The following is a 22,846-nucleotide window of genomic DNA, read 5'->3' as shown; positions in this document are numbered from 1 at the left end:
GCTCCCGGCCGTCACTGCCCGGTCCCGTCGAGCATGCCGGTCCACAGGTCGGGGAAGTCGGGCAGGGTCTTCGCGGTGGTGGCGACGTTCTCGATCTCGACGCCCTTCACCACCAGTCCCAGGATCGCACCGGCGGTCGCCATCCGGTGGTCGTCGTAGGTGTGGAAGACGCCGCCGTGCAGCGGGCGGGGGCGGATGCGCAGGCCGTCGGCGGTCTCCGTGACGTCGCCGCCCAGCTCGTTGATCTCCTTGGTGAGCGCGGCCAGCCGGTCCGTCTCGTGGAGCCGCAGGTGGGCGACGCCGCGCAGGACGGACTCGCCGTCGGCCAGGGCCGCGACGGCGGCGATGCCCGGGGTCAGCTCGCCGACCTCGCCGAGGTCCACGTCGATGCCGTGGACGCGGCCCGAGCCGGTGAAGACCAGGCCCGCCTCGGTCAGCTCGCAGGAACCACCCATCGTGGTGAAGATCTCCCGCAGCCGGTCACCCGGCTGCGTGGTGTGGGCCGGCCAGTCCGGGACGATCACACGGCCGCCGGTGACCAGCGCCGCCGCCAGGAAGGGCTGGGCGTTCGACAGGTCCGGCTCGACGGTGAGGTCCCGGCCGAGGAGGGCGCCCGGGGTGACCCGCCAGACGTTGGGCTCGCCGCCCGACTCCGGCTCGTCCACCTGGGCGCCGACCCGGCGCAGCATGTCGACGGTCATCCGGATGTGCGGCATCGAGGGCAGCCGCGGGCCGATGTGCCGGACCTCGACGCCCTGGTTGAAGCGGGGCGCCGACAGCAGCAGGGCGCTGACGAACTGGGAGGACGAGGAGGCGTCGATCTCCACCGTGCCGCCGTCGAGCGAGCCCGTGCCGTGCACCGTCATCGGCAGGCTGCCCCGGTCGTCGTCGTCGATCCGGGCGCCCAGCGCGCGCAGCGCGTCGATCACGCCGTGCAGCGGACGCTCGTAGGAGCGCGGGTCGCCGTCGAAGCGGATGTCACCCTCGGCGAGGGTGGCGAGCGGGGGCAGGAAGCGCATCACGGTGCCGGCGTTGCCGACGTCGACGGTGGCGGGGCCGCGCAGGCCCGACGGGATGATCCGCCACGCCTCGCCGCCCCCGGCCAGGGCGCTGCCCGGCGCCGCCGAGTCGGACGAGACGGTCTCCTCGATGCCCACGCCGAGGGTGCGCAGCGCCTCCGCCATCAGCACGGTGTCGCGCGAGCGGAGCGGCCGGCGCAGCCAGCCCGGCTCGGCGGCGAGCGCCGCCAGCACCAGCGCGCGGTTGGTGACCGACTTGGACCCCGGCACCTGGACCGTCGCCTCGACGGCTCCGGTCGCGTACGGGGCAGGCCAGAGGGGGGTGGATACGGGGTTCAGGGTCATGCCGTCACTTTAGTGCGCCCAGCCCCTTCCCCCCGTGCACGGTCACCGGCCGAGCAGCCAGCCGCCGCCGCCGATCAGGGAGCAGAGCGCCACCGCGTGGAAGAGGAAGAGCCAGATGGCCGCCGGGGCGTGGGTCAGCCGGGCGAGCTGGTCGGCGTCGGAGTCCGGGGCGCCGCCGCGCCGCCGCTTCGACTGGAGCTCGAAGACCGGGCGTACCCCGCCGATCAGCAGGAACCAGACCGCCGCGTAGGCGAAGAGGGCCTGCACCCCGGAGCCGGCCAGCCAGGAGACCGCCACGAAGAGGCCGCCGGTGATCAGCACCGTCAGTACCCCGTAGGCGTTGCGGACCATCACGAGGAGGGCGAGCAGCAGGGCCGTCGCCACCCAGAGCAGCAGCGTGATGTGTCCCGAGGCCAGCAGCCAGGCGCCGCCGAGACCGAGGAGGGAAGGGGCGGTGTAGCCGGCGAGGGCGGTGAGGATCATGCCCGGGCCGGTCGGCTTGCCCCGGCTCACGGTCAGTCCCGAGGTGTCCGAGTGGAGGCGTATCCCCTCCAGGGTGCGGCCGGTGACCAGGGCGATCAGGCCGTGGCCGCCCTCGTGGGCGATGGTGATCGCGTTCCGGGCCGGGCGCCAGGCCGGGCCCCACAGGACCACGGCGAGCGCCGCCACGCCGGTCGCCACGACCAGCCAGAACTCGGGGGCGGTCTGGGTCCCGGTGACGCGGTCCCACAGATCGGTGGCCGGGGCGGCGGTGGTGCTCTGCATACTCGGGCGGCTCCTCGCGAGGGTGGGACGCGCGGCCCCGGGCCCCAACTGGTGGCGGTCCGGTGGCACGGCCTGGCAGTCTGGCACGTATGTGCGGACGGTACGCGGCCACCCGGAGCCCCGAGGACCTCAGCGAGATCTTCGGCGTCGAGAAGACCGAGCTGAGCGAGGCGGTGGACGGCCAGGAGGACGGCCACGAGGCGGGAGCGTCCCCCGCGCCCACCGAGACCCTCGTCCCCGACTGGAACGTGGCGCCCACCAAGGAGGTTCCCGCCATCCTCGACCGGCCGGTCAAGGGGAGCGACGACCCGCGCCCCGTACGGCAGTTGCGGATGCTCACCTGGGGGCTCGTCCCCTCCTGGGCCACCTCGCCCGACGGCGGCGCCCGGATGATCAACGCCCGGGCCGAGACCGTCCACGAGAAGCCCGCCTACCGCCGGGCCTTCGCCTCACGGCGCTGCATCCTCCCCGCCGACGGCTATTACGAGTGGGTGACCGCTCCGGAGGAGCGGAAGCTGGAAGAGGAGGGGAAGCGGAAGCGGGCCCGTAAGCAGCCCTACTTCGTGACGCCCGCCGACGGGTCGGTCTTCGCGATGGCCGGGCTGTACGAGTTCTGGCGTGACCCCTCGTTGCCCGGGGACCATCCGCGCGCCTGGTGGGTGACGTGTTCGGTCATCACGACCGAGGCGGAGGCGGCGCCGCTCGGGGTGGGGCCCGAGGAGGGGCCTCGGGCGCTGGCCGACATTCATCCCCGGATGCCGTTGATGCTGACGCCGGACAAGTGGGATGCGTGGCTTGATCCGTCGAAGACGGATGTGGGGGAGGTGGGGGAGTTGCTGGGGGCGCCGCCTGAGGGGTTGATGCGGGCCTATCCCGTGGCCACGGCGGTGAGCAATGTGCGGAACAACGGGCCCGGGCTGGTGTCCGAACTGGACGGGCCTGAGGTGGGCACGCTGTTCTAGCGTGCGGGTTTCGCGGGGGTGGCCTCGAACGCCGGCCGGGCTTGGAATGGGGCCTCAAGCGCCGACCGGGCTGAAATTCGGGCGGTCGGGGCTGGATTGCGTCGGTCGGGCCAGGGGGACCCCGGCGGGGCAGGATGGCGGGATGAACGTATCGAGGTCTGAGGGTGTGGCCGTTCCCGCTGTGCTGGATGCCGGCGAGCGGGTGAGCGTGGGCACTGCTGTGGGGGAGGCGCGGGTCACCTGGGTGCGGGCGGAGGTGCCTCGGCTTGTGCTGGCGCTCGGGCACGGGGCCGGGGGCGGGGTGGAGGCTCGCGATCTGGTGGCGTTGGCGGGGGTGTTGCCGGGGGCCGGGGTGAGTGTGGCGTTGGTGGAGCAGCCGTGGCGGGTGGCGGGGAAGAAGGTGGCGCCGGCGCCGAAGACGCTGGACAAGGGGTGGGAGGCGGTCTGGGGTGAGGTGGCCGGGGAGGGGCTGCCGGTGGTGGCGGGCGGGCGCAGTGCGGGGGCGCGGGTGGCCTGCCGGACCGGGGCGGGGCTGGGGGCCGCCGGGGTGCTCGCGCTGAGCTTTCCGTTGCATCCGCCGGGGAAGCCGGAGCGGAGCCGGGCCGAGGAGCTGCTCGGGACGGGGGTGCCGACGCTGGTGGTGCAGGGCGGGCGGGACCCGTTCGGGCGGCCGGAGGAGTTCCCCGGGGGGAGCTACGAGCTGGCGGAGGTGGCGTACGGCGATCACGGGTTCGCCGTGCCGAAGAAGGCGCCCGTCGGCCAGGAGGAGGCGCTCGGGGTGATCACGGACGCGGTGGGGGCGTGGCTGGAGCGGCTGCCGGTGGGCTGAGGCGGGTCACGCGGTGGGCCGAGGCGGTCGCGCGGCGGGCGGAGGCGGGCCTCGCGCGGGGACGGGAATGCCGAGCGGGTGGCGGCTGTTGTGCGGGGCGAAGGTGCTTCGGCAGCGTTGATCACGAGAGGAAGTCCGCCGCATGGGTTCGACCATCTGCCCGAGCCGCGAGCGCGCCACCGACCTGGAGTGGTCGGTGCTGCACGCGCCCGTGCGCACTGGCTCCGGCCGCGATCGCCGGGAAGTCCAGGAGCGTGGTCTATCCTCCGATTCGGGCGGTCCGGCAGGCGGGCCCGCCACAGCGCTGAAGGAGGTGGGTCCGGTCACGGGGACCGACGCGGGAAGTCAGGACGTACCCGAGAAGCCCGAGGAGACCTCGGCGGAGCGGACCGCGCGGTTCGAGCGGGACGCGCTCGCCTTCCTCGACCAGATGTACTCGGCGGCCCTGCGGATGACCCGCAACCCGGCCGACGCCGAGGACCTGGTCCAGGAGACCTACGCCAAGGCGTACGCGTCGTTCCACCAGTTCCGTGAGGGCACCAACCTCAAGGCGTGGCTCTACCGGATTCTCACCAACACCTTCATCAACTCGTACCGCAAGAAGCAGCGTGAGCCCCAGCGCAGCGCCGCCGAGGAGATCGAGGACTGGCAGCTGGCGCGTGCCGAGTCGCACATGTCGACCGGTCTGCGCTCCGCCGAGTCCCAGGCGCTGGACCACCTTCCCGACTCCGACGTGAAGTCCGCCCTCCAGGCGATCCCCGAGGAGTTCCGCATCGCCGTCTATCTGGCCGATGTCGAGGGGTTTGCGTACAAGGAGATCGCGGACATCATGGGTACACCCATCGGGACGGTGATGTCCCGCCTGCACCGCGGCCGCCGCCAGCTGCGCGGCATGCTGGAGGACTACGCCCGTGAGCGCGGGCTGGTCCCGGCCGGTTCCGGGGCGAGCGCGGCGGAACCGAACGAGCGGAAAGGCGCGGGGTCATGAGCTGCGGAGAGCCGCACGAGACGGATTGCTCGGAAGTCCTCGACCATCTCTACGAGTTCCTCGACCACGAGATGCCCGACAGTGACTCCAACAAGATCCGCACGCACTTCGACGAGTGCTCTCCCTGCCTGGAGAAGTACGGCCTGGAGCAGGCCGTCAAGAAGCTGGTCAAGCGGTGCTGCGGTCAGGACGACGTCCCCGCGGACCTGCGCGACAAGGTGATCAGCCGCCTGGACATGATCCGGGCGGGCCAGGCGGTCCCGCAGCACGACATCGTCCCGACGGAAGCGGCGGACACGCCCTGACGTCCGGGACGGCCCGGGAGCGGGCGGATACAGGCCGGACGCTCCTTGGGCAAGTCACTCGATAGAGCGACCCGGTCCGAGAAGGTCTGCACCTCACGCCAGTGGGTAACCCATGGGTAATGAGCGGCGCCCCAACCGTCCGTGGTTGGATGCGAAGAGGTACCCCGTCCCCAGGCTCAGCGCCTGCACACGGGCGGGGGGCCCGAAGGGACCGGACACCGGCAGGCGGGAATCGTGAGGATCTTCGGCAAGGGACGGCACCGCCCCTCCGCCTCCTGGCGGCAGGCGACCGACCGAGCGTTCACCTTGATCGGCGACGGCCGTTACGAGGACGCGGGCGCCCTGCTCACGCGCGCCGCCGACCTGGAGCCGTGGCTCTCCGAGTCCTGGTTCAACCTCGCCCTGCTCCACAAGTTCCGCCACGACTGGGAACAGGCCCGTACCGCGGGTCTGCGCGCCGTCGCCCTGCTGGACCGGGACACCGGCGCCCCCGACTGGTGGAACGTCGGCATCGCCGCCACCGCCCTCCAGGACTGGCCGCTGGCCCGCCGCGCCTGGCAGGCGTACGGACTGAAGATCCCCGGGGACGCGGCGGCCTCCGGTGAGCCGTCGGGGATGGGGCTGGGCAGCGCCGCCGTGCGGATCTCCCCCGAGGGGGAGGCCGAGGTGGTCTGGGGCCGGCGGCTGGACCCGGCCCGTATCGAGGTCCAGTCGATCCCGCTGCCCTCCTCCGGCCGCCGCTGGGGCGAGGTGATCCTGCACGACGGGGTCCCGCACGGCGAGCGGACCACCGCTTTGGGGGACACCTATCCGGTCTTCGACGAGATCGAGCTGTGGGCGCCCTCCCCGGTGCCGACCTGGGTGGTGCTGCTGGAGGCGCAGGCCCCGGCCGACCGGGACGCGCTGGAGCTGCTGGCGGCCGACGCCGGGTTCGCCGCCGAGGACTGGTCCTCGTCGGTGCGGCTGCTCTGCCGGACCTGTTCGGAGAGCCGGATGCCGAGCGACGAGGGCGGCGGCGAGCGCCACGTCGACCCGCACGACCACAGCGAACCGGGCCACCCCGGCCCGCTGGGCCACCGGACCACCTCCGGCGAGGGCGACCTGTGGGTCCCCGAGCGCGAGTGCGGCATCGCCGCCCCGCCCGCCCTGGTGCGCGGCCTGCTCGACGGCTGGGTCGCCGACAGCCCGGACACCCGCGCCTGGCGCGACCTCGAAGAGGTGTGCTGACCGGGTCCGTCCTCGCGGCCACCCGCACCCCGGCCCCCGCGTAGGCTGTACGGGCACGGACAACGGGTTCCCAGGAAGGCGCGGAAGCGGACATGGCGCAGCAGGACACGGAGCAGCAGGCGGTGGCGGGCGGTGTGCTGCCGGTCGACGACGAGGGGTTCGTCATCGACACCGAGGAGACCGAGGAGCGTGAGGCGGCCTACCGCGCCCGGGGCACCGCGCGTCCGATCACCGTGGTGGGCAACCCGGTGCTGCACCGCGAGACGAAGGACGTGACGGTCTTCGACGCGGAGCTGGCCCAGCTGGTGGACGACATGTTCGCCAGCCAGCGGGCGGCGGAGGGCGTGGGCCTGGCCGCCAACCAGATCGGCGTGGACAAGAAGGTCTTCGTCTACGACTGCCCGGACGACGAGGGCGTGCGCCACGTCGGCGTGGTCTGCAACCCGGTCCTGGACGAGCTGCCCTCCGAGCGCCGCGTCCTCGACGACTCCAACGAGGGGTGCCTCTCGGTCCCCACCGCCTACGCGGAGCTGGCCCGCCCCGACTACGCGGTGGTGCGCGGCCAGGACGAGAAGGGCAACCCGATCGTGGTGCGCGGCACCGGCTACTTCGCCCGCTGCCTCCAGCACGAGACGGACCACCTGTACGGCTACCTCTACATCGACCGGCTCTCCAAGCGCGAGCGCAAGGACGCCCTGCGGCAGATGGCCGAGGGCACCCCGCGCTACGAGACGGTCCCCAACGACTGAGGCGCCCCCGGCGGCCCGCCGCCGCGGACCCGCACCGCCCCGCTCTCCCCCACGGGAGGCGGGGCGGTGGTGTGTCGTGGGCCATGATCAATTTTCAGACAGGTATGGCGATCTTCGGGTCGGCGAGGGGTGGCGAATGGAGCAAATCTGTTTCCAGACCGGTCAGTTGTGGTGCTCAATGGAAAGGGCGGGGGGATACACCACCGCGCGGTGCCCCGCCCGGCAGGGGGCACCGGCAGAAAGCGGATGAAAGGGGTTTGTTCGTGCCTGCTTTCCCACACAGCACCGCACGGGCGCAGACGACTTCGGTGCCCGAGGCGCTGGCGTTGCCCGTGATCGAACAAGCGTTTCCGCGACATCGTCATGAGTATTGGCCAAAGCTTCAGGTGGAGTCCCGCGCCTGGCTGCTCGAAAAGCGACTGATGCCCGCCGACAAGGTCACCCGCTATGCGGACGAGCTCCGCTACACCGACCTCATCGCCGGCTACTACGTAGGAGCGCCGAGGGACGTCATATCGGCGATTTCCGACTTCAGCACCTGGTTCTTCGTCTGGGACGACCAGCACGACCGCGACGCCGTGCACGGGCGGCGCGCCGCCTGGTACCGGCTCAGCGCCGAACTGCACACCGCGCTGGACGCCCCCGGCGACCACCTGGCGCACCCGGAGCCGCTGGTCGCGGCCTTCGCCGAGACCGTCCACCGGCTGAACGGCTTCCTCAGCCCCGCCTGGAACCACCGTTTCGCCCGCCATTTCCACGCCATCGTCGGCGCCTACGACCAGGAATTCGAGAACCGCGTCACCAAAGTCACCCCGAAGGTCGCCGAGTACATCGAACTGCGCCGGCACACCTTCGGCCACTCCGTCTGGATCGACCTGCTCGAACCCACCGCGGGGCGCGAGATTCCCGAATCGCTCCGGACCAGTGGTCCGTTCCTGACCGCGGCCCGGCACTGTCAGGATTTCTCCGCCTGGTACAACGACCTCTGCTCACTCCCGAAAGAACTCGCCGGCGACGACCAGCACAATCTGGGAATCAGCCTCATACGCCATGAGGGGCTGTCGCTCGAAGAGGCCGTGGTGGAGGTGAGGAAACGCGTGGAGAACTGCGTCACCGAATTCGAGGTGGCGGAGAAGGAATTGCGGGAACTCCTCGCCGGACATCTCGCCGCACTGCCCCGAGGAGCCGGCTCCGCCGAGGCCAGGTCCGTCGCCGAGGCCGTCGGGTCGGCCGTCTTCAACATGCGCAACTGGTTCTCCTCCGTCTACTGGTTCCACCACGAGTCCGGCCGCTACCGCGTCGACAGCTGGGACGACCGGAGCACCCCGCCCTACGTCAGCGACCTGGCAGGTGACGCGTGAGCGCCGAATCCACCACCGAACGCCCCGCCGCCCCGGGCCCGCGCACCGCGCCCCTGGTGGCCGGCAGCGTGCCCGTCCTCGGCCACGCCCCGAGCCTGGTCCGCGACCCGCTGGCCTTCCTCACCGGGCTGCGCGACCACGGCGACCTGGTCCGCGTGAAGCTCGGCCCGAAGACGGCGTACGCGGTCTGCGCGCCCGAGCTGGTCGGGGCGCTGCTGCGCAACTCCCAGGAGTTCCAGGTCGGCGGGCCGCTCTGGGAGAACCTCGAAGTGCTGCTCGGCAAGGGCGTGGCCACCAGCAACGGGGCCGACCACCGCCGTCAGCGCCGCATGATGCAGCCCGCCTTCCGGCCCGAGCGGATCGCCTCGTACGCGACCGTGATGGAGGAGGAGGCGCGGGCGATGGCCGACCGCTGGCGGGACGGGCAGGTGGTCGACATCGGCGCCGAGACGTTCAGCTGCGCGGTGCGGGTGGTCGCCCGCTCGCTGCTGGAGGTCGACTCGATCGGCGCCAAGGCGGACCGGATCAGCGCCTCGCTGCACACCGTCTTCAGCGGCCTGTACCGGCGGATGATCCTCTCCTTCGGGCCGCTGCACCGGCTGCCGACCCCCGCCAACCGGCGCTTCGAGCGGGCGCTGGCCGACCTCCACCACCTCGTCGACGAGGTGATCGCCGAGCGGCACGCGCAGGGCAAGGGCGCCGACGACCTCCTCGACATCCTGCTCACCTCCGAGGACGGCGAAGGCAGGCCGCTCAGCGACCAGGAGATTCACGACCATCTCGTCTCGCTGATCGTCGCCGGGGCCGAAAATGTCGCCTCGACACTCGCCTGGTGCTTCCAGCTCCTCACCGATCATCCGGACCAGGAACAGCGGGTGGCCGAGGAGGCACTATCCGTGGCACCGGACCGACCGGTCAATTTCGGCGATCTGGGCTCCCTCGACCACACCCGCAATGTCATCGTCGAATCCATGCGGATACGGCCTGCGGCGTGGATATTCACCCGCCGTGCCGTCGCCGACACAGAACTCGGTGGCTATCGCATTCCAGCCGGAGCCGACATCATCTACAGCGCGTATGCGATGCAGCACGATCCGCGCTCATTCGACCGGCCGGACGTCTTCGACCCGGACCGGTGGATTCCTGAACGGGCCGAAGAAGTACCGCAGTACGCGATGATGCCGTTCAGCACGGGCAACCGGAAATGCCCCGGCGACCACTTCAGCATGGTCGAGGCCACGCTGATGCTCGCCACCGTGCTGCCCCGCTGGCGGCTCGTCCCCGTCGCCGAGACCGACCCGGCGCCCCGGATCGGGATCACCCTCCAGCCCAAGCGCGCGGTCTTCCGGGTCGAGAGCCGCTGACCCGCACCGCGCCGAAGCACCGACGCCCGCCGCCCGGCCCCCAAGGACGAGGGGCCGGGCGGCGGGCGTTCGCGGGGGCGGGCCGGTCAGAAGTCGTCGTCGAAGGAGACGGTGCCCTCGACCGCGACCTGGTAGGCCGAGACCCGGCGCTCGAAGAAGTTGGTCAGCTCCTGCACACCCTGGAGCTCCATGAAGGAGAACGGGTTCTGCGAGCCGTACACCGGGGCGAAGCCCAGCCGGGTGAGCCGCTGGTCGGCGACGCACTCCAGGTACTCGCGCATCGACTCGGTGTTCATGCCGGGCAGGCCGTCACCGCACAGGTCGCGGGCGAACTGGAGCTCCGCCTCGACGGCCTCCTTGAGCATCGCGACGACCTGCTCCTGGAGGTGATCGTCGAAGAGCTCCGGCTCCTCCTTGCGGACCGTGTCGACCACGTCGAAGGCGAAGCTCATGTGCATCGTCTCGTCGCGGAACACCCAGTTGGTGCCGGTCGCCAGGCCGTGCAGCAGCCCGCGCGAGCGGAACCAGTACACGTAGGCGAACGCCCCGTAGAAGAAGAGCCCCTCGATGCAGGCGGCGAAGCAGATGAGGTTGAGCAGGAACGTGCGGCGGTCCGCCTGGCTCTCCAGCTGGTCCAGCTTGTCCACCGAGTCCATCCAGCGGAAGCAGAACTCCGCCTTCTCGCGGATCGAGGGGATGTTCTCCACCGCCGCGAAGGCGTCCGCGCGGTCGGCCGGGTCGGGCAGGTAGGTGTCGAGCAGCGTCAGATAGAACTGGACGTGCACGGCCTCCTCGAAGAGCTGCCGGCTCAGGTAGAGCCGCGCCTCGGGGGAGTTGATGTGCTTGTACAGGGTCAGCACGAGGTTGTTGGCGACGATCGAGTCACCCGTGGCGAAGAAGGCGACCAGCCGCCCGATCAGGTGCTGCTCACCCGGGGAGAGCTTCGCCAGGTCGGCGACGTCGGAGTGGAGGTCGACCTCCTCGACGGTCCAGGTGTTCTTGATCGCGTCCCGGTAGCGCTCGTAGAAGTCCGGGTACCGCATCGGGCGCAGGGTCAGCTCGAAGCCGGGGTCGAGCAGGTTCTTCGCCGCGCCGACGGTGTGCGCGTTCGCTGCCGGTGTGGTGTCGGGGGTGGTCATTACTGGCATGCCTCGCAGGACTCGGGGTTCTCCAGGGAGCAGGCGACGGCCTCCGCGTCGGGGGCCGCCTGCGCCGGGACGGTGGCGGTGGCGGGGGCGGAGCCGCCGGCGGCGCGGGCGATCCGCGTGGCCGGGCGGGACCGCAGGTAGTACGTGGTCTTCAGCCCCTTCTTCCAGGCGTACGCGTACATCGAGCTGAGCTTGCCGATGGTGGGCGTCTCCATGAACAGGTTGAGCGACTGGCTCTGGTCCAGGAACGGGGTCCGGGCCGCCGCCATGTCGATCAGGCCGCGCTGCGGCAGCTCCCAGGCGGTGCGGTACAGCGCCCGCAGCTCCTCGGGAACCCAGGCGAAGCCCTGCACCGACCCGCTCGCCTCACGCAGCGCCTCGCGGGTGCGCGCGTCCCAGACGCCGAGCCGCTTCAGGTCCTCCACCAGGTAGGAGTTGACCTGGAGGAACTCCCCGCTCAGCGTCTCGCGCTTGAAGAGGTTGGAGACCTGCGGCTCGATGCACTCGTAGACGCCGGCGATCGAGGCGATGGTGGCCGTCGGGGCGATCGCGAGGAGCAGCGCGTTCCGCATGCCGCTCTCCGCGACCCGGGCGCGCAGCGCCTCCCACCGCTCGGGCCAGGCCAGGTCGGTGTCGTAGTGGTCCGGGTGGAGGACGCCCCGGGCGGTGCGGGTGCGGTCCCAGTTCGGCAGCGGGCCGTATTTCTCGGCGAGGTCGCAGGAGGTCTCGTAGGCGGTGAGCATGATGCGCTCGGCGATCCGCGTGGAGAGCCGCCGGGCCTCGGGGGAGTCGAAGGGCAGCCGGAGCTGGAAGAAGACGTCCTGGAGCCCCATCGCGCCCAGCCCCACCGGCCGCCAGCGGGAGTTGGAGCGCTCGGCCTGCTCGGTCGGGTAGAAGTTGATGTCGACCACGCGGTCGAGGAAGACCACGGCGGTGCGCACCGCCTCGTCCAGCCGCTCCCAGTCGATCGCGCCGCCCGCGACGAAGGCGCCGAGGTTGACCGAGCCGAGGTTGCAGACGGCCGTCTCGCCGTCGTCGGTGACCTCCAGGATCTCCGTGCACAGGTTCGAGGAGTGCACGGTGTGGCCCGGCAGCGCCGTCTGGTTGGCGGTGCGGTTGGAGGCGTCCTTGAAGGTCATCCAGCCGTTGCCGGTCTGGGCGAGGGTGCGCATCATCCGGCCGTACAGCTCGCGCGCCGGGATGGTCCGCTTGGCCAGGCCCTGCGCCTCGGCCGCCCGGTACGCCGCGTCGAAGGCGTCGCCCCACAGGTCGGTCAGCTCGGGGACGTCCGAGGGGGAGAAGAGCGACCAGTCGGCGTCGGCGTCGACCCGGCGCATGAACTCGTCCGGAATCCAGTGCGCGAGGTTGAGGTTGTGGGTGCGCCGGGCGTCCTCGCCGGTGTTGTCCCGCAGCTCCAGGAACTCCTCGATGTCGGCGTGCCAGGTCTCCAGGTAGACCGCGGCCGCGCCCTTGCGCCGGCCACCCTGGTTGACCGCGGCCACCGAGGCGTCGAGCGTGTTGAGGAACGGCACGATGCCGTTGGAGTGCCCGTTGGTGCCCCGGATCAGCGAACCCCGGGCGCGGATACGGGAGTAGGCGAGGCCGATGCCGCCGGCGTGCTTGGAGAGCCGGGCGACCTGGTGGTAGCGGTCGTAGATCGACTCCAGCTCGTCCTTGGGGGAGTCCAGCAGGAAGCAGGAGGACATCTGCGGGTGCCGGGTGCCGGAGTTGAAGAGGGTGGGGGACGAGGGCAGGTAGGAGAGGGCGCTCATCAGCCGGTAGAGCGAGGCGACCTCGTCGAGGGCCCGGGCCGAGTCGTCCTCGGCGAGGCCGCAGGCCACGCGGAGCATGAAGTGCTGGGGCGTCTCGATGACCTGGCGGGTGTGGGGGTGGCGCAGCAGGTAGCGGCTGTGCACGGTGCGCAGGCCGAAGTAGCCGAAGCGGTCGTCGGCCGCCTGGTCGATCAGGGCGTCGAGCCGGGCGGCGTGCGCGGTCACGAAGGCGGCGGTGCGGTCGGCGATCAGGCCCTCGCGGTGGCCGGTGGCGACCGACTCGGTGAAGGTGGTGACGCCCTGGCCCGCGGCCTCCTCGGCGATGGCGCGGGTCAGCAGGCGGGCGGCGAGCCGGGAGTAGGCGGGGTCCTCGGAGATCAGACCGGCGGCGGCCTCCGTCGCGAGCGACCGCAGCCCGGCCTCGTCCGAGGCGGCGTTGCGGCCCCGGAGCGCGGCGGCGGCGACCCGGCCGGGGTCGGTGTCGGGGAGATCCGCGGTGAGGTCGGTGAGGGTACGCAGCAGCGCGCCCCCGGGGCCCTGGATCTCCTCGGCCCGTACCTCGGCCGTCGACGGATCGGCTGGCGCGATGGTCATGAAGCTCTCCCTCGCTCGGCTCGGAGCCTCGTGGAGGGCAGCGGGTACGGGCGGGACGCCGGGCTTGGGGCACACGGCTCCGCACGCGTCCGCGAGCCCATTCCACGAGGCCCGGACGACATCGGCACCCGGACCGGACGGCCGGGTGCGCTGTTCGGCAGGTCCTCGGACTCGTGGGTACGCGAAAGCGCACCAACACACCGTTGCGGGACAGTTCCGGACTTCCACCGGATTCCCCTGCGGCGACAGCGAGCATGAGCATACATCTTGTGCCGCGCTCGCGAAGCGGCCCCATATCTTGTGTCGGGTGTGCTGTGAGGTGGGCCGTTCGACCCCACCCGCACCGGATGCCCGAAGCTCGCCGAGGCGCCCTCGGGCGGGTCACTGGCGCCCGCCGGACAGGCCGTCAGCGGGCCCCTGAGGGGCCGCCGGCGCCCCGGAGGGGAAGGCCCCGGGGGCCAGCCCGGAGGGACCTCACGGGCGGCGCGCGGAGCGGCACGGCGACCTCGGAGAGCGTACGCGCCCGGACGGGGCCGGCGGACGCCAGGGCGCCCGGCCCGGGGAACGGCGAAGCCGCCGGCCCCCTCGGTCGGGGGCCGGCGGCTTCAACCGGCGTTCAGCAGCAGCGGAATCCGTCGCGCGGGTCCGCCTCGCGGGCGTCCATGCGGCTGCGTTCGAACTGCCTGCGGGTCATCACCTCGGCGTCCGGGTCGTGGCGCCTCACGTGCGCGGCGTACTTCTCGTACGCCGTCTCGCCCGACACCTCCCGGACGTACCAGCCGATCCAGCGGACGCCGGCGCGTACGTGGTGGACCAGGACGCCGAGGCGTCCGGGGTGGTGGCCCGCCTCGCCGCTCATGCCTTGTCGCCGCCCTGCTTCGCGGGGGCCTCGCCGTCGCCGTCACCGGCGGAGGCGGGGGCTCCGGCGCCGACGAGGGCCAGTTCGGCCTTCTCCTCGGCGGTGGCGAACATTCCGGCCGGGGCGACGATCTTCGACTGCTCGAAGGGCGCCTCGGCCAGCTTGACCGACTCGGGCTTGCGGATCGCGTTGTAGCAGACGCGGCCCGCATCGACCAGGACGATGATGATCAGCACCGCGAAGACGATCGACAGGACGCCGTCCACGGTGGAGTTGGTCACCACGGTGTGCATGTCGCCCATCGACTTGGCCGGGGCCAGCACCTCGCCCGCGTCGATGCCGTCCTGGTACTTCGCGCGCTGGGCGAAGAAGCCGATGGCCGGGTTGTCCGAGAAGATCTTCTGCCAGCTCGCGGTGAGCGTGACCGCCACGTCCCAGGCGAGCGGGATGCCCGTCACCCAGGCCCACTTGAGGCGGCCCGACTTGATCAGCAGCGTGGTGCAGACGGCCAGCGCGACGGCGGCCAGCAGCTGGTTGGCGATACCGAAGAGCGGGAAGAGCTGGTTGATGCCGCCCAGCGGATCGTGGACGCCGACCCAGAGGAAGTAGCCCCAGCAGCCGACCACGATCGCCGAGGTGATCCAGACGCCCGGCCACCAGCTGACGCGGCGCATCGGCTTCCAGACGTTGCCCAGGGTGTCCTGGAGCATGAAGCGGCCGACCCGCGTACCGGCGTCGACGGTGGTGAGGATGAAGAGCGCCTCGAACATGATCGCGAAGTGGTACCAGAACGCCTTCATCCCGGCGCCGCCCAGCGCGGCCGAGAAGATCTCCGCCATACCGAAGGCGAAGGTCGGCGCGCCGCCGGTACGCGACAGCAGCGTCCCTTCCTCGACGTCCTTGGCCGCCTGGGCCAGTTGGTCGGGGCTGATGGTGAAGCCGAGGTTGGCGATGGCTTCCGAGGCGCTGTTGACCGTGTCGCCGATGACGCCGACCGGGGCGTTGATCGCGAAGTACAGGCCGGGGTCGATGATGCAGGCGGCGATCATCGCCATGATGGCGACGAACGACTCGGTGAGCATCGCGCCGTACCCGATCATCCGGATCTGGGTCTCCTTCTGGACCATCTTCGGGGTGGTGCCCGAGGAGACCAGGGAGTGGAAGCCGGAGAGCGCGCCGCAGGCGATGGTGATGAACACGAACGGGAAGAGCGAGCCGGAGAAGACCGGGCCCGCGCCGCTGGTCGCGAAGGAGGTGATGCCGTCCATCTTCAGCGTCGGCATCGCGATGATGACGCAGACCGCCATCAGCACGATCGTGCCGACCTTCATGAAGGTGGAGAGGTAGTCACGCGGGGCGAGCAGCATCCAGACCGGCAGCACCGAGGCGAAGAAGCCGTAGACCACCATCCAGATGACCAGGGTGCCCGGCTCCAGGGTGAAGAAGTCCGCCATGGAGGACTCGGCGACCCAGCCGCCGCCCACGATCGCCAGCAGCAGCAGGGCGACGCCGAGGACGGAGACCTCGGTGACCTTGCCGGGGCGCAGCGTGCGCAGGTAGACGCCCATGAAGAGGGCGATCGGGATGGTCATGCCGATGGAGAAGACACCCCACGGCGAGCCGGCCAGCGCGTTGACGATGACGAGGGCCAGCACCGCCAGCAGGATGATCATGATCATGAAGACCGCGATCAGGGCGGCGACACCGCCGACCGGGCCGATCTCGTCCCGGGCCATCTGGCCGAGCGAACGGCCGTTGCGCCGGGTGGAGAAGAAGAGGGTGACCATGTCCTGGACGGCGCCGGCGAAGATCACGCCCGCCACGATCCAGATGGTGCCCGGCAGGTAGCCCATCTGGGCCGCCAGGATCGGGCCGACCAGCGGGCCCGCACCCGCGATCGCCGCGAAGTGGTGGCCGAAGAGCACCCGTCGGTCGGTCGGCTGGAAATCGACCCCGTTGTCCAGGCGCTCCGCCGGGGTGGCCCGGTTCTTGTCGACCTTCAGGACCTTGTTGGCGATGAACCGCGAGTAGAAGCGGTACGCGATGGCGTACGAGCCGAGGGCCGCCGCCAGCATCCAGATGGCGGAGATCTCCTCGCCCCGGGAGAGCGCCAGCACGCTCCAGGCGATGGCGCCGACCACGGCGACCAACGACCAGACGGCGATGGATTTGGCGGACAGCTTCCGGTTTCCGGAGGCGGGTGGAGCCGGCTCGGCCATGATGGTCCCCTCACATGAGCGCTGGCGGAAACACCTGCGCTGAACTCCTGCAATGCGTCGGAAATGTAGGCGACCGGTCCGGGCTTTGACACCCCCTGTCCGCGTATCGGAACGGCAACGACTTCCCGTCCCGCGCAACCGGCCCCCGCTGCCGCCGCGTCCCCGTCCCTTACGCACGGCTCCCCGCGCATTTGTCCCCTACGGCGCGCCCCTCCCCGCCGGATTGCCCCCTCGTCGATCGCCCCCCAACCGTGACCCTCCGCTGGAGACTGCGTACCCCTCGCGACCCGGCGGCCATGCGCGGAAATGCACACACGTACGAGCGAATTGCCAGGCGGGGTGAGCGGGGGGTGGTTTCCGGCCGTGCGCGCTCCTGTCGCGCGTCGGCTCCCGTGGCCGGAACGCGACAGGGCGGCGCCCCCGGTGGAGGGGTGCCGCCCTGTCGTCCGCGAGCCTGCCGCCGGCCTACTCCACCGGCCGCTTCAGGCGGGCCAGGAACTTGTACCGGTCGCCGCGGTAGACCGAGCGCACCCACTCCACCGGCGCGCCGGACTCGTCGCGGGAGTGGCGGGAGAGCATGAGCATCGGCAGGCCCACGTCGGTGGCGAGCAGGGCCGCCTCGCGCGGGGTGGCGAGCGAGGTCTCGATGGTCTCCTCGGCCTCGGCCGGGCGCACCCCGTAGACCTCGTAGAGCGCCGTGTAGAGCGAGGTGTACTTGACCAGGGAGCGGCGCAGGGCGGGGAAGCGCTTGGCCGAGAGGTGGGTGGTCTCGATCGCCATCGGCTCGCCGCTGGCCAGCCGGAGCCGCTCGATGCGCAGCACCCGGCCGCCGGCGGTGATGTCGAGCAGGGAGGCGAGCGAGTCGTCGGCCGTGATGTAGCCGACCTCCAGCAGTTGCGAGGTGGGCTCCAGGCCCTGGGCGCGCATGTCCTCGGTGTAGGAGGTCAGCTGGAGCGCCTGGGAGACCTTGGGCTTGGCGACGAAGGTGCCCTTGCCCTGGATGCGTTCGAGCCGGCCCTCGACCACCAGCTCCTGGAGCGCCTGGCGCACGGTGGTCCGCGAGGTGTCGAACTCGGCGGCGAGCGTACGCTCGGGGGGCACGGAGGTGCCCGGCGGCAGCGTCCGCGTCATGTCGAGCAAGTGCCGCTTGAGACGGTAGTACTTGGGCACCCGCGTGGCCCGTACCGGACTGGTGGGTTCGGTGGCGGGTTCGCCGGCCGCCCGGGTCCTCGTGCCGCCCGCGTCCGTCGTCATGCTCCGCCTCTCCGGCTCCTGTGCTGCTGCCGTCACCGGCTCCTCCGTCTGTCGCGGATCACATCGTGGCACGGCCGGTGATCGCCGGTCCGGACTCCCTCAGGTGTCGGTCCGATAACGGACGTGACTGCCCTTCTTATACACCCTTGACACCCCTAAAGGTCTAGGCCAAGCTCCGGCTTACTGGTCTACACCATTAAAGACCAGATCCCAGTCCCACGGCAGTAACTCGTCTTCGATGTCATTCGCTGCGGGTGGGGGGTAGAGGGTTCCCTGAGGAGGGTGACGTGAAGCGCAAGCTCATTGCGGCCATCGGTGTCGCTGGCATGATGGCCGGTCTCGCGGCGTGCGGGGACTCGGAGACGGCGAGCAACGCCAAGCCCGAGGACCGCAAGGAAAACCTGACCGTCTGGCTGATGGTCGACGCCCAGAGCACCTGGCCGGAGCTGGTCAAGGACGTCAACGCGCAGTTCAAGAAGAAGTACCCCAATGTCAAGGTGAACGTCCAGTACCAGGGCTGGGCCGACAAGGCCAAGAAGCTCGACACCGCGCTCGGCGGGGACAAGTTCCCGGACGTCGTCGAGCTCGGCAACACCGAGACGATGCAGTACATCCTCAACGGCGCCCTCGCCGAGATCGACCCCAAGAAGTACGAGAACTCGGACACCTGGATCCAGGGCCTCACCGACACCTGCACCTTCGAGGGCAAGCAGTACTGCGTGCCCTACTACGCCGGTGCCCGCGTCGCGGTCTACAACCAGGAGATGCTGAAGAAGGCGACCGGCTCCGACGCCCTCCCCGAGACCGAGGACGCCTTCCTCAAGGCGATGGACAAGGTCTCCAAGGAGTACGGCGAGAAGGACAAGCGCTACTCCTCCCTCTACCTCCCGGGCCGCTACTGGTACGCGGCGATGTCCTACGTCGCGGCGTACGGCGGCCAGATCGCCGAGTACGACGAGGGCTCCAAGGAGTGGAAGGGCACGCTCTCCTCCCCCGAGTCCCAGAAGGGCATCCAGCACTTCATCGACCTGGTCAAGAAGTACAACAAGGCCGACCTGACCAAGGACGAGCAGGACCACGCCAACGTCATGGCCAACGAGAAGGCCGGCGTCATCTACGGCAACGGCTGGGAGGCCGGCTCCGTCGTCGACGGCAAGAACAACGGCAACGCCAAGCTCGAAGGCAAGATCGCCACGGCGGGCATGCCCGGCCCCGAGGGCAAGGCGCTGCCTTCCTTCATCGGCGGCTCGGACCTCGGCATCGTCGAGAAGTCCAAGGCCAAGGACCTCGCGGAGGAGTGGGTCTCCCTCTTCACCAACGAGAAGTCCATGGAGGTTCTGGCCAGCAAGAACATCCTGCCGAACAACACGAAGCAGCTGGAGCCGCTGAAGGAGAAGCCGGAGACGGCCGCCGTCGCCAACGCGGTGCCGGACGCCTGGTTCACTCCGATCGCCCCGGGCTGGACCTCCATCGAGAAGGAGGAGGTCCTGAAGAACATGCTGCTCCAGATCATCAAGGGCGACTCCGTCGAGAAGGCCACCAAGGCCGCCGACGCGAAGATCGACGAGCTGATCAACAAGGGCTGACGGGCCCCAGGATCACCGCGGACGGGACCCGCCTCACGCGGGTCCCGTCCGTCCCCTTGCGGTGCAGAACAGGAAACGGAAGGTCAGCCACGTGACTGCCGCCGAGACTCAGGCCGCCGACCCGCCGGCCGCCATACCGAGCGCTCCCCTCGACAAAGGGACCCCACCACCGGCGGGCACCCCGTCGAACTCCGGGCCGCCGAGACGGAAGAAGGGGGCGCTGCTGCCCTACTTCCTGATCCTCCCGGCGATCATCGCGGTCGCGGCCGTGTACGCCTTCCCGCTCGTCAAGTCGGTCATCATGTCCTTCCAGGACATGGGCCGCCGCGAACTCTGGTCCGGCAACACCCCGCCGTGGGTCGGCTTCGACCAGTACACGGCCATCCTCGCCGACAGCGAGTTCTGGTACGTCGTCGGCCGGACCGTGCTGTTCATGGCCGTCTGCGTCACCCTCACCATGGCGATCGGGCTGCTGCTCGCGCTGCTGATGATGCGGCTGACCACCTGGGTGCGGATCGTGCTGACGGTGGCGCTGATCGCCGCCTGGTCGATGCCGCTGATGGTCGCCGCCTCCATCTTCCGGTGGCTCTCCGACTCCGACTACGGCCTCATCAACACCCTGATCGCCAAGGTCGCCGGCGAGGACTTCCTCGGCCACAACTGGTTCCTCAACCCCTGGCAGGGCTTCGGCATCATCACCGCCCTGGTCGTCTGGGGCGCCATCCCCTTCGTGGTGGTCACCCTCTACGCCGCCCTCACCCAGGTCCCCAAGGAGCTGGAGGAGGCCGCCGCCCTCGACGGCGCCTCCGCGACGGGCATCTTCCGCTTCGTCACCTGGCCGGTGATCAAGCCGGTCTTCGTCATGGTCACCACCCTCTCGGTGATCTGGGACTTCAACGTCTTCGGCCAGATCTGGCTGCTGCGGGGCAACAAGCCCGAGCCCGAGTACGAGACCCTCGGCCTCTACTCCTTCTCCAAGGCGTTCTCCTCCACCTCGTTCAGCCAGGGCACCGCCATCGCCCTCATCACGGTCGTGCTGCTGTCCGGCGTGGCCGTCTACTACCTGCGCCAGCTGATGAAGACGGGAGAGGTCGAATGAGCACCGCGACCCAGACGCCCCGGACCGGTACCCCGGCGGCCGAGGCCCCCGAGCCCCAGGTCATCCGCCCCGACCGGAAGAGGACCCGGCTCGGCTACAACATCATCGCGCTGGTCACCGCGGCCGTCATGGCCTTCCCGGTCTACTGGCTGATCGTCAGCGCCCTGCGCCCCAACCACGAGATCCGGTCCTACGACCAGACCCTGTGGCCCTCGTCGATCACCTTCGACAACTTCGCCCGCGCGGTGAAGCAGGACAACTTCGTCACCGCGATCCAGTCCAGCCTCATCGTCTCGATCACCGCCGTCGTCGGCGGCATGATCATCGCCACCCTGGCGGCCCTCGCCATCGGCCGCTTCCGCTTCTTCGGCCGCCGCGCCCTGCTGATGGTCCTCATCCTGGTCCAGATGCTGCCGCCGACCGCGATGCTCATCCCCATCTACGCCCAGCTCAACGCCATGGGCGGACTGGACGAGTACTGGGGCCTGATCGTCGTCTACCTGGTCTCCACGCTGCCCTTCGCGGTGGTGATGATCCGCGGCTTCGTGGTCAACATCCCCGTGGAGCTGGAGGAGTCCGCGATGGTGGACGGGTGCACCCGGATGGGCGCCTTCCGCCGGGTCATCTTCCCGCTGCTCGCTCCCGGCCTCGCAGCCGCGTCGATCTTCGCGCTGGTCAACGCCTGGAACGAGTACCTCTTCGCGTACATCCTGATCAACGACAACTCCAAGTACACGCTCAACGTGTGGCTGATGACCTTCACCACCGAGCGCGGAACGGACTACGGCGCGCTGATGGCCGCCTCCACGATGATCGCCCTCCCGGTCGTCGTCTTCTTCATGATCATCCAGTCCAAGATGGCGGCCGGCCTCACCTCCGGCGCCGTGAAGGGATGAGCACGATGACCGCCCAGCCCACCACCGTCTCCGGTGACCAGCTCACCCGCGACGCCCTCGCCGTCCTCCAGCCCGGCTTCACCGGCACCGAGGCCCCCGAGTGGCTGCTGCGGCAGATCCGCGACGGCCTCACCTCCGTCGGGCTCTTCGGCCGCAACATCACCTCGCCCGGCCAGCTCTCCGCCCTCACCGCGCAGCTCCGCGCCGAGCGCGAGGACATCCTCGTCGCCATCGACGAGGAGGGCGGCGACGTCACCCGCCTGGAGGTCGTCGACGGCTCCTCCGTCCCCGGCAACCATGCTTTGGGCGCGGTCGACGACCCGGAGCTGACCCGCGCCGTCGCCCACGAGCTGGCCCGCCGGCTCGCCGACTGCGGCGTCCACCTCAACTGGGCGCCCTCGGCCGACGTCAACTCCGACCCCGACAACCCGGTCATCGGCGTCCGCTCCTTCGGCTCGGACCCGGAGCTGGTCGCCCGGCACACCGCCGCCTACGTCGAGGGCATGCAGTCCGCCGGCGTCGCCGCCTGCACCAAGCACTTCCCCGGGCACGGCGACACCGCGGTCGACTCGCACCACGCGCTGCCGACCATCGGGGTCGGCGCCGACGTCCTGGCCGCCCGCGACCTCACCCCGTTCCGGGCCGCCGTCGCGGCCGGTTCCAAGGCGGTCATGAGCGCCCACATCCTGGTCCCGGCGCTCGACCCGGACCAGCCGGCCACCCTCAGCCGCCGCATCCTCACCGGCCTGCTCCGCGAGGAGCTGGGCTACGAGGGCCTCATCGTCACCGACGGCATGGAGATGCAGGCGATCTCCGCGACCTACGGCATCGAGCGCGGCAGCGTGCTGGCCATCGCCGCGGGCGCCGACGCGATCTGCGTCGGCGGCGGGCTCGCCGACGAGCAGACGGTGATCAAGCTCCGGGACACCCTGGTCGCCGCCGTCCGCGCGGGCGAACTGGCCGAGGAGCGGCTGGCCGACGCCGCCGCCCGGGTCCGCGCGCTGGCCGCCTGGACCACCTCCACGCCCCGCGCCACGGGGGAGCGCACCCCGGACATCGGCCTGGTCGCCGCGCGCCGGGCGCTGGAGATCACCCGCACCGAGGGGCACCGGGCGCTGACCGGCACCCCGCACGTGGTCTCCTTCGCCCCGGTCGCCAACATCGCCGTCGGCGACGAGACCCCCTGGGGCGTCGCCGCGGAGCTGGCGGCCCGCCTGCCCGGTACCACCTCCGCCTCGTACACCGAGCAGGACGGCGCGGAGCTGGCCGCCCGCGTCCTCGCCGAGGCGGGGGAGCGGCGGCTGGTCGCCGTCGTCCGCGACGAGCACCGGCACCCGTGGATGGCCCGCGCCCTGGACGGACTCCTCGCGGCCCGCCCGGACACCGTGGTGGTCGAGATGGGCATCCCGCAGTCCGCCCCGCGCGGCTCGCTGCACGTGGCCACGCACGGCGCCTCCCGCGTCTGCGGCCAGGCCGCCGCCGAGGCCGTCACCACCTGACCCCGG

19 protein-coding genes and 1 riboswitch are annotated in these 22,846 nt (G+C 70.8%); of the genes, 12 read left to right on the top strand and 7 right to left on the bottom strand.

What is annotated here, in order from left to right:
• Positions 1-11: 11 nt before the first annotated feature.
• Positions 12-1,364, bottom strand: a complete 1,353-nt coding sequence (gene aroA, locus OIM89_RS08430) for a 3-phosphoshikimate 1-carboxyvinyltransferase (protein WP_047467327.1) — start codon at positions 1,362-1,364, stop codon at positions 12-14.
• 42 nt (positions 1,365-1,406) lie between these two features.
• Complete coding sequence (locus tag OIM89_RS08425; RefSeq protein ID WP_264491120.1) at positions 1,407-2,129, bottom strand: M50 family metallopeptidase; 723 nt, start codon at positions 2,127-2,129, stop codon at positions 1,407-1,409.
• Positions 2,130-2,218: 89 nt separating this feature from the next.
• Here OIM89_RS08425 and OIM89_RS08420 point away from each other — a divergent pair, with 89 nt between their 5' ends.
• The 8 genes from OIM89_RS08420 (at position 2,219) to OIM89_RS08385 (ending at position 9,914) form a co-directional block, all read left to right on the top strand.
• Positions 2,219-3,091: an SOS response-associated peptidase gene (locus OIM89_RS08420; protein ID WP_264491119.1), complete on the top strand. Its 873-nt coding sequence runs from the start codon at positions 2,219-2,221 to the stop codon at positions 3,089-3,091.
• 142 nt (positions 3,092-3,233) lie between these two features.
• Positions 3,234-3,920, top strand: coding sequence for an alpha/beta family hydrolase (locus OIM89_RS08415; protein WP_175457352.1), 687 nt, complete (start codon positions 3,234-3,236; stop codon positions 3,918-3,920).
• Between the two features lie 313 nt (positions 3,921-4,233).
• Positions 4,234-4,908 (top strand): sigma-70 family RNA polymerase sigma factor, encoded by a 675-nt coding sequence (locus OIM89_RS08410; protein WP_026048295.1) that lies wholly within the window; start codon positions 4,234-4,236, stop codon positions 4,906-4,908.
• A complete protein-coding gene (gene rsrA / locus OIM89_RS08405) occupies positions 4,905-5,213 on the top strand; it encodes a mycothiol system anti-sigma-R factor (protein WP_030695531.1) in 309 nt (102 codons plus the stop codon). Before OIM89_RS08410 ends, rsrA begins: the two co-directional genes overlap by 4 nt.
• Before the next feature lie 234 nt (positions 5,214-5,447).
• Entirely contained in the window at positions 5,448-6,440 is a 993-nt protein-coding gene (locus OIM89_RS08400; protein WP_195730384.1) for a tetratricopeptide repeat protein, read from the top strand.
• A 92-nt stretch (positions 6,441-6,532) separates the two neighbouring features.
• A complete protein-coding gene (gene def, locus OIM89_RS08395; protein WP_030695533.1) occupies positions 6,533-7,189 on the top strand; it encodes a peptide deformylase in 657 nt (218 codons plus the stop codon).
• Positions 7,190-7,452: 263 nt separating this feature from the next.
• Complete coding sequence (locus OIM89_RS08390; RefSeq protein WP_407842270.1) at positions 7,453-8,550, top strand: terpene synthase family protein; 1,098 nt, start codon at positions 7,453-7,455, stop codon at positions 8,548-8,550.
• Entirely contained in the window at positions 8,547-9,914 is a 1,368-nt protein-coding gene (locus OIM89_RS08385) for a cytochrome P450 (protein WP_151168145.1), read from the top strand. Before OIM89_RS08390 ends, OIM89_RS08385 begins: the two co-directional genes overlap by 4 nt.
• Positions 9,915-10,000: 86 nt before the next feature.
• Here OIM89_RS08385 and OIM89_RS08380 read toward each other — a convergent pair whose 3' ends face one another.
• The 5 genes from OIM89_RS08380 to OIM89_RS08360 all read right to left on the bottom strand — a co-directional run bounded on the left by OIM89_RS08380 (position 10,001) and on the right by OIM89_RS08360 (position 17,760).
• Positions 10,001-11,053, bottom strand: coding sequence for a ribonucleotide-diphosphate reductase subunit beta (locus tag OIM89_RS08380; RefSeq protein ID WP_052231038.1), 1,053 nt, complete (start codon positions 11,051-11,053; stop codon positions 10,001-10,003).
• A complete protein-coding gene (locus tag OIM89_RS08375; protein ID WP_264491118.1) occupies positions 11,053-13,428 on the bottom strand; it encodes a ribonucleoside-diphosphate reductase subunit alpha in 2,376 nt (791 codons plus the stop codon). The genes OIM89_RS08380 and OIM89_RS08375 overlap by 1 nt, the downstream gene beginning before the upstream one ends.
• Positions 13,429-13,588: 160 nt before the next feature.
• Positions 13,589-13,665, bottom strand: a riboswitch (cobalamin riboswitch).
• A 379-nt stretch (positions 13,666-14,044) separates the two neighbouring features.
• Positions 14,045-14,287: a YbdD/YjiX family protein gene (locus OIM89_RS08370; protein WP_037665022.1), complete on the bottom strand. Its 243-nt coding sequence runs from the start codon at positions 14,285-14,287 to the stop codon at positions 14,045-14,047.
• Entirely contained in the window at positions 14,284-16,506 is a 2,223-nt protein-coding gene (locus OIM89_RS08365) for a carbon starvation CstA family protein (RefSeq protein WP_175457350.1), read from the bottom strand. The genes OIM89_RS08370 and OIM89_RS08365 overlap by 4 nt, the downstream gene beginning before the upstream one ends.
• 465 nt (positions 16,507-16,971) lie before the next feature.
• Entirely contained in the window at positions 16,972-17,760 is a 789-nt protein-coding gene (locus OIM89_RS08360; RefSeq protein ID WP_030695540.1) for a GntR family transcriptional regulator, read from the bottom strand.
• 287 nt (positions 17,761-18,047) lie between these two features.
• Here OIM89_RS08360 and OIM89_RS08355 point away from each other — a divergent pair, with 287 nt between their 5' ends.
• The 4 genes from OIM89_RS08355 to OIM89_RS08340 all read left to right on the top strand — a co-directional run bounded on the left by OIM89_RS08355 (position 18,048) and on the right by OIM89_RS08340 (position 22,840).
• Positions 18,048-19,346 (top strand): sugar ABC transporter substrate-binding protein, encoded by a 1,299-nt coding sequence (locus OIM89_RS08355; protein ID WP_030695541.1) that lies wholly within the window; start codon positions 18,048-18,050, stop codon positions 19,344-19,346.
• A gap of 91 nt (positions 19,347-19,437) precedes the next feature.
• Entirely contained in the window at positions 19,438-20,445 is a 1,008-nt protein-coding gene (locus OIM89_RS08350) for a carbohydrate ABC transporter permease (protein ID WP_010642401.1), read from the top strand.
• Positions 20,442-21,341, top strand: a complete 900-nt coding sequence (locus OIM89_RS08345; protein ID WP_030695542.1) for a carbohydrate ABC transporter permease — start codon at positions 20,442-20,444, stop codon at positions 21,339-21,341. Before OIM89_RS08350 ends, OIM89_RS08345 begins: the two co-directional genes overlap by 4 nt.
• Positions 21,342-21,346: 5 nt before the next feature.
• A complete protein-coding gene (locus OIM89_RS08340) occupies positions 21,347-22,840 on the top strand; it encodes a glycoside hydrolase family 3 protein (protein ID WP_195730381.1) in 1,494 nt (497 codons plus the stop codon).
• Positions 22,841-22,846 lie beyond the last annotated feature (6 nt).

This window comes from Streptomyces sp. BI87 (assembly GCF_025957665.1).
Taxonomy (GTDB): Bacteria; Actinomycetota; Actinomycetes; order Streptomycetales; family Streptomycetaceae; genus Streptomyces; species Streptomyces albidoflavus.
Note: the sequence above shows the minus strand (reverse complement) of the source record. Positions and strands in the feature narration are given on the sequence as shown.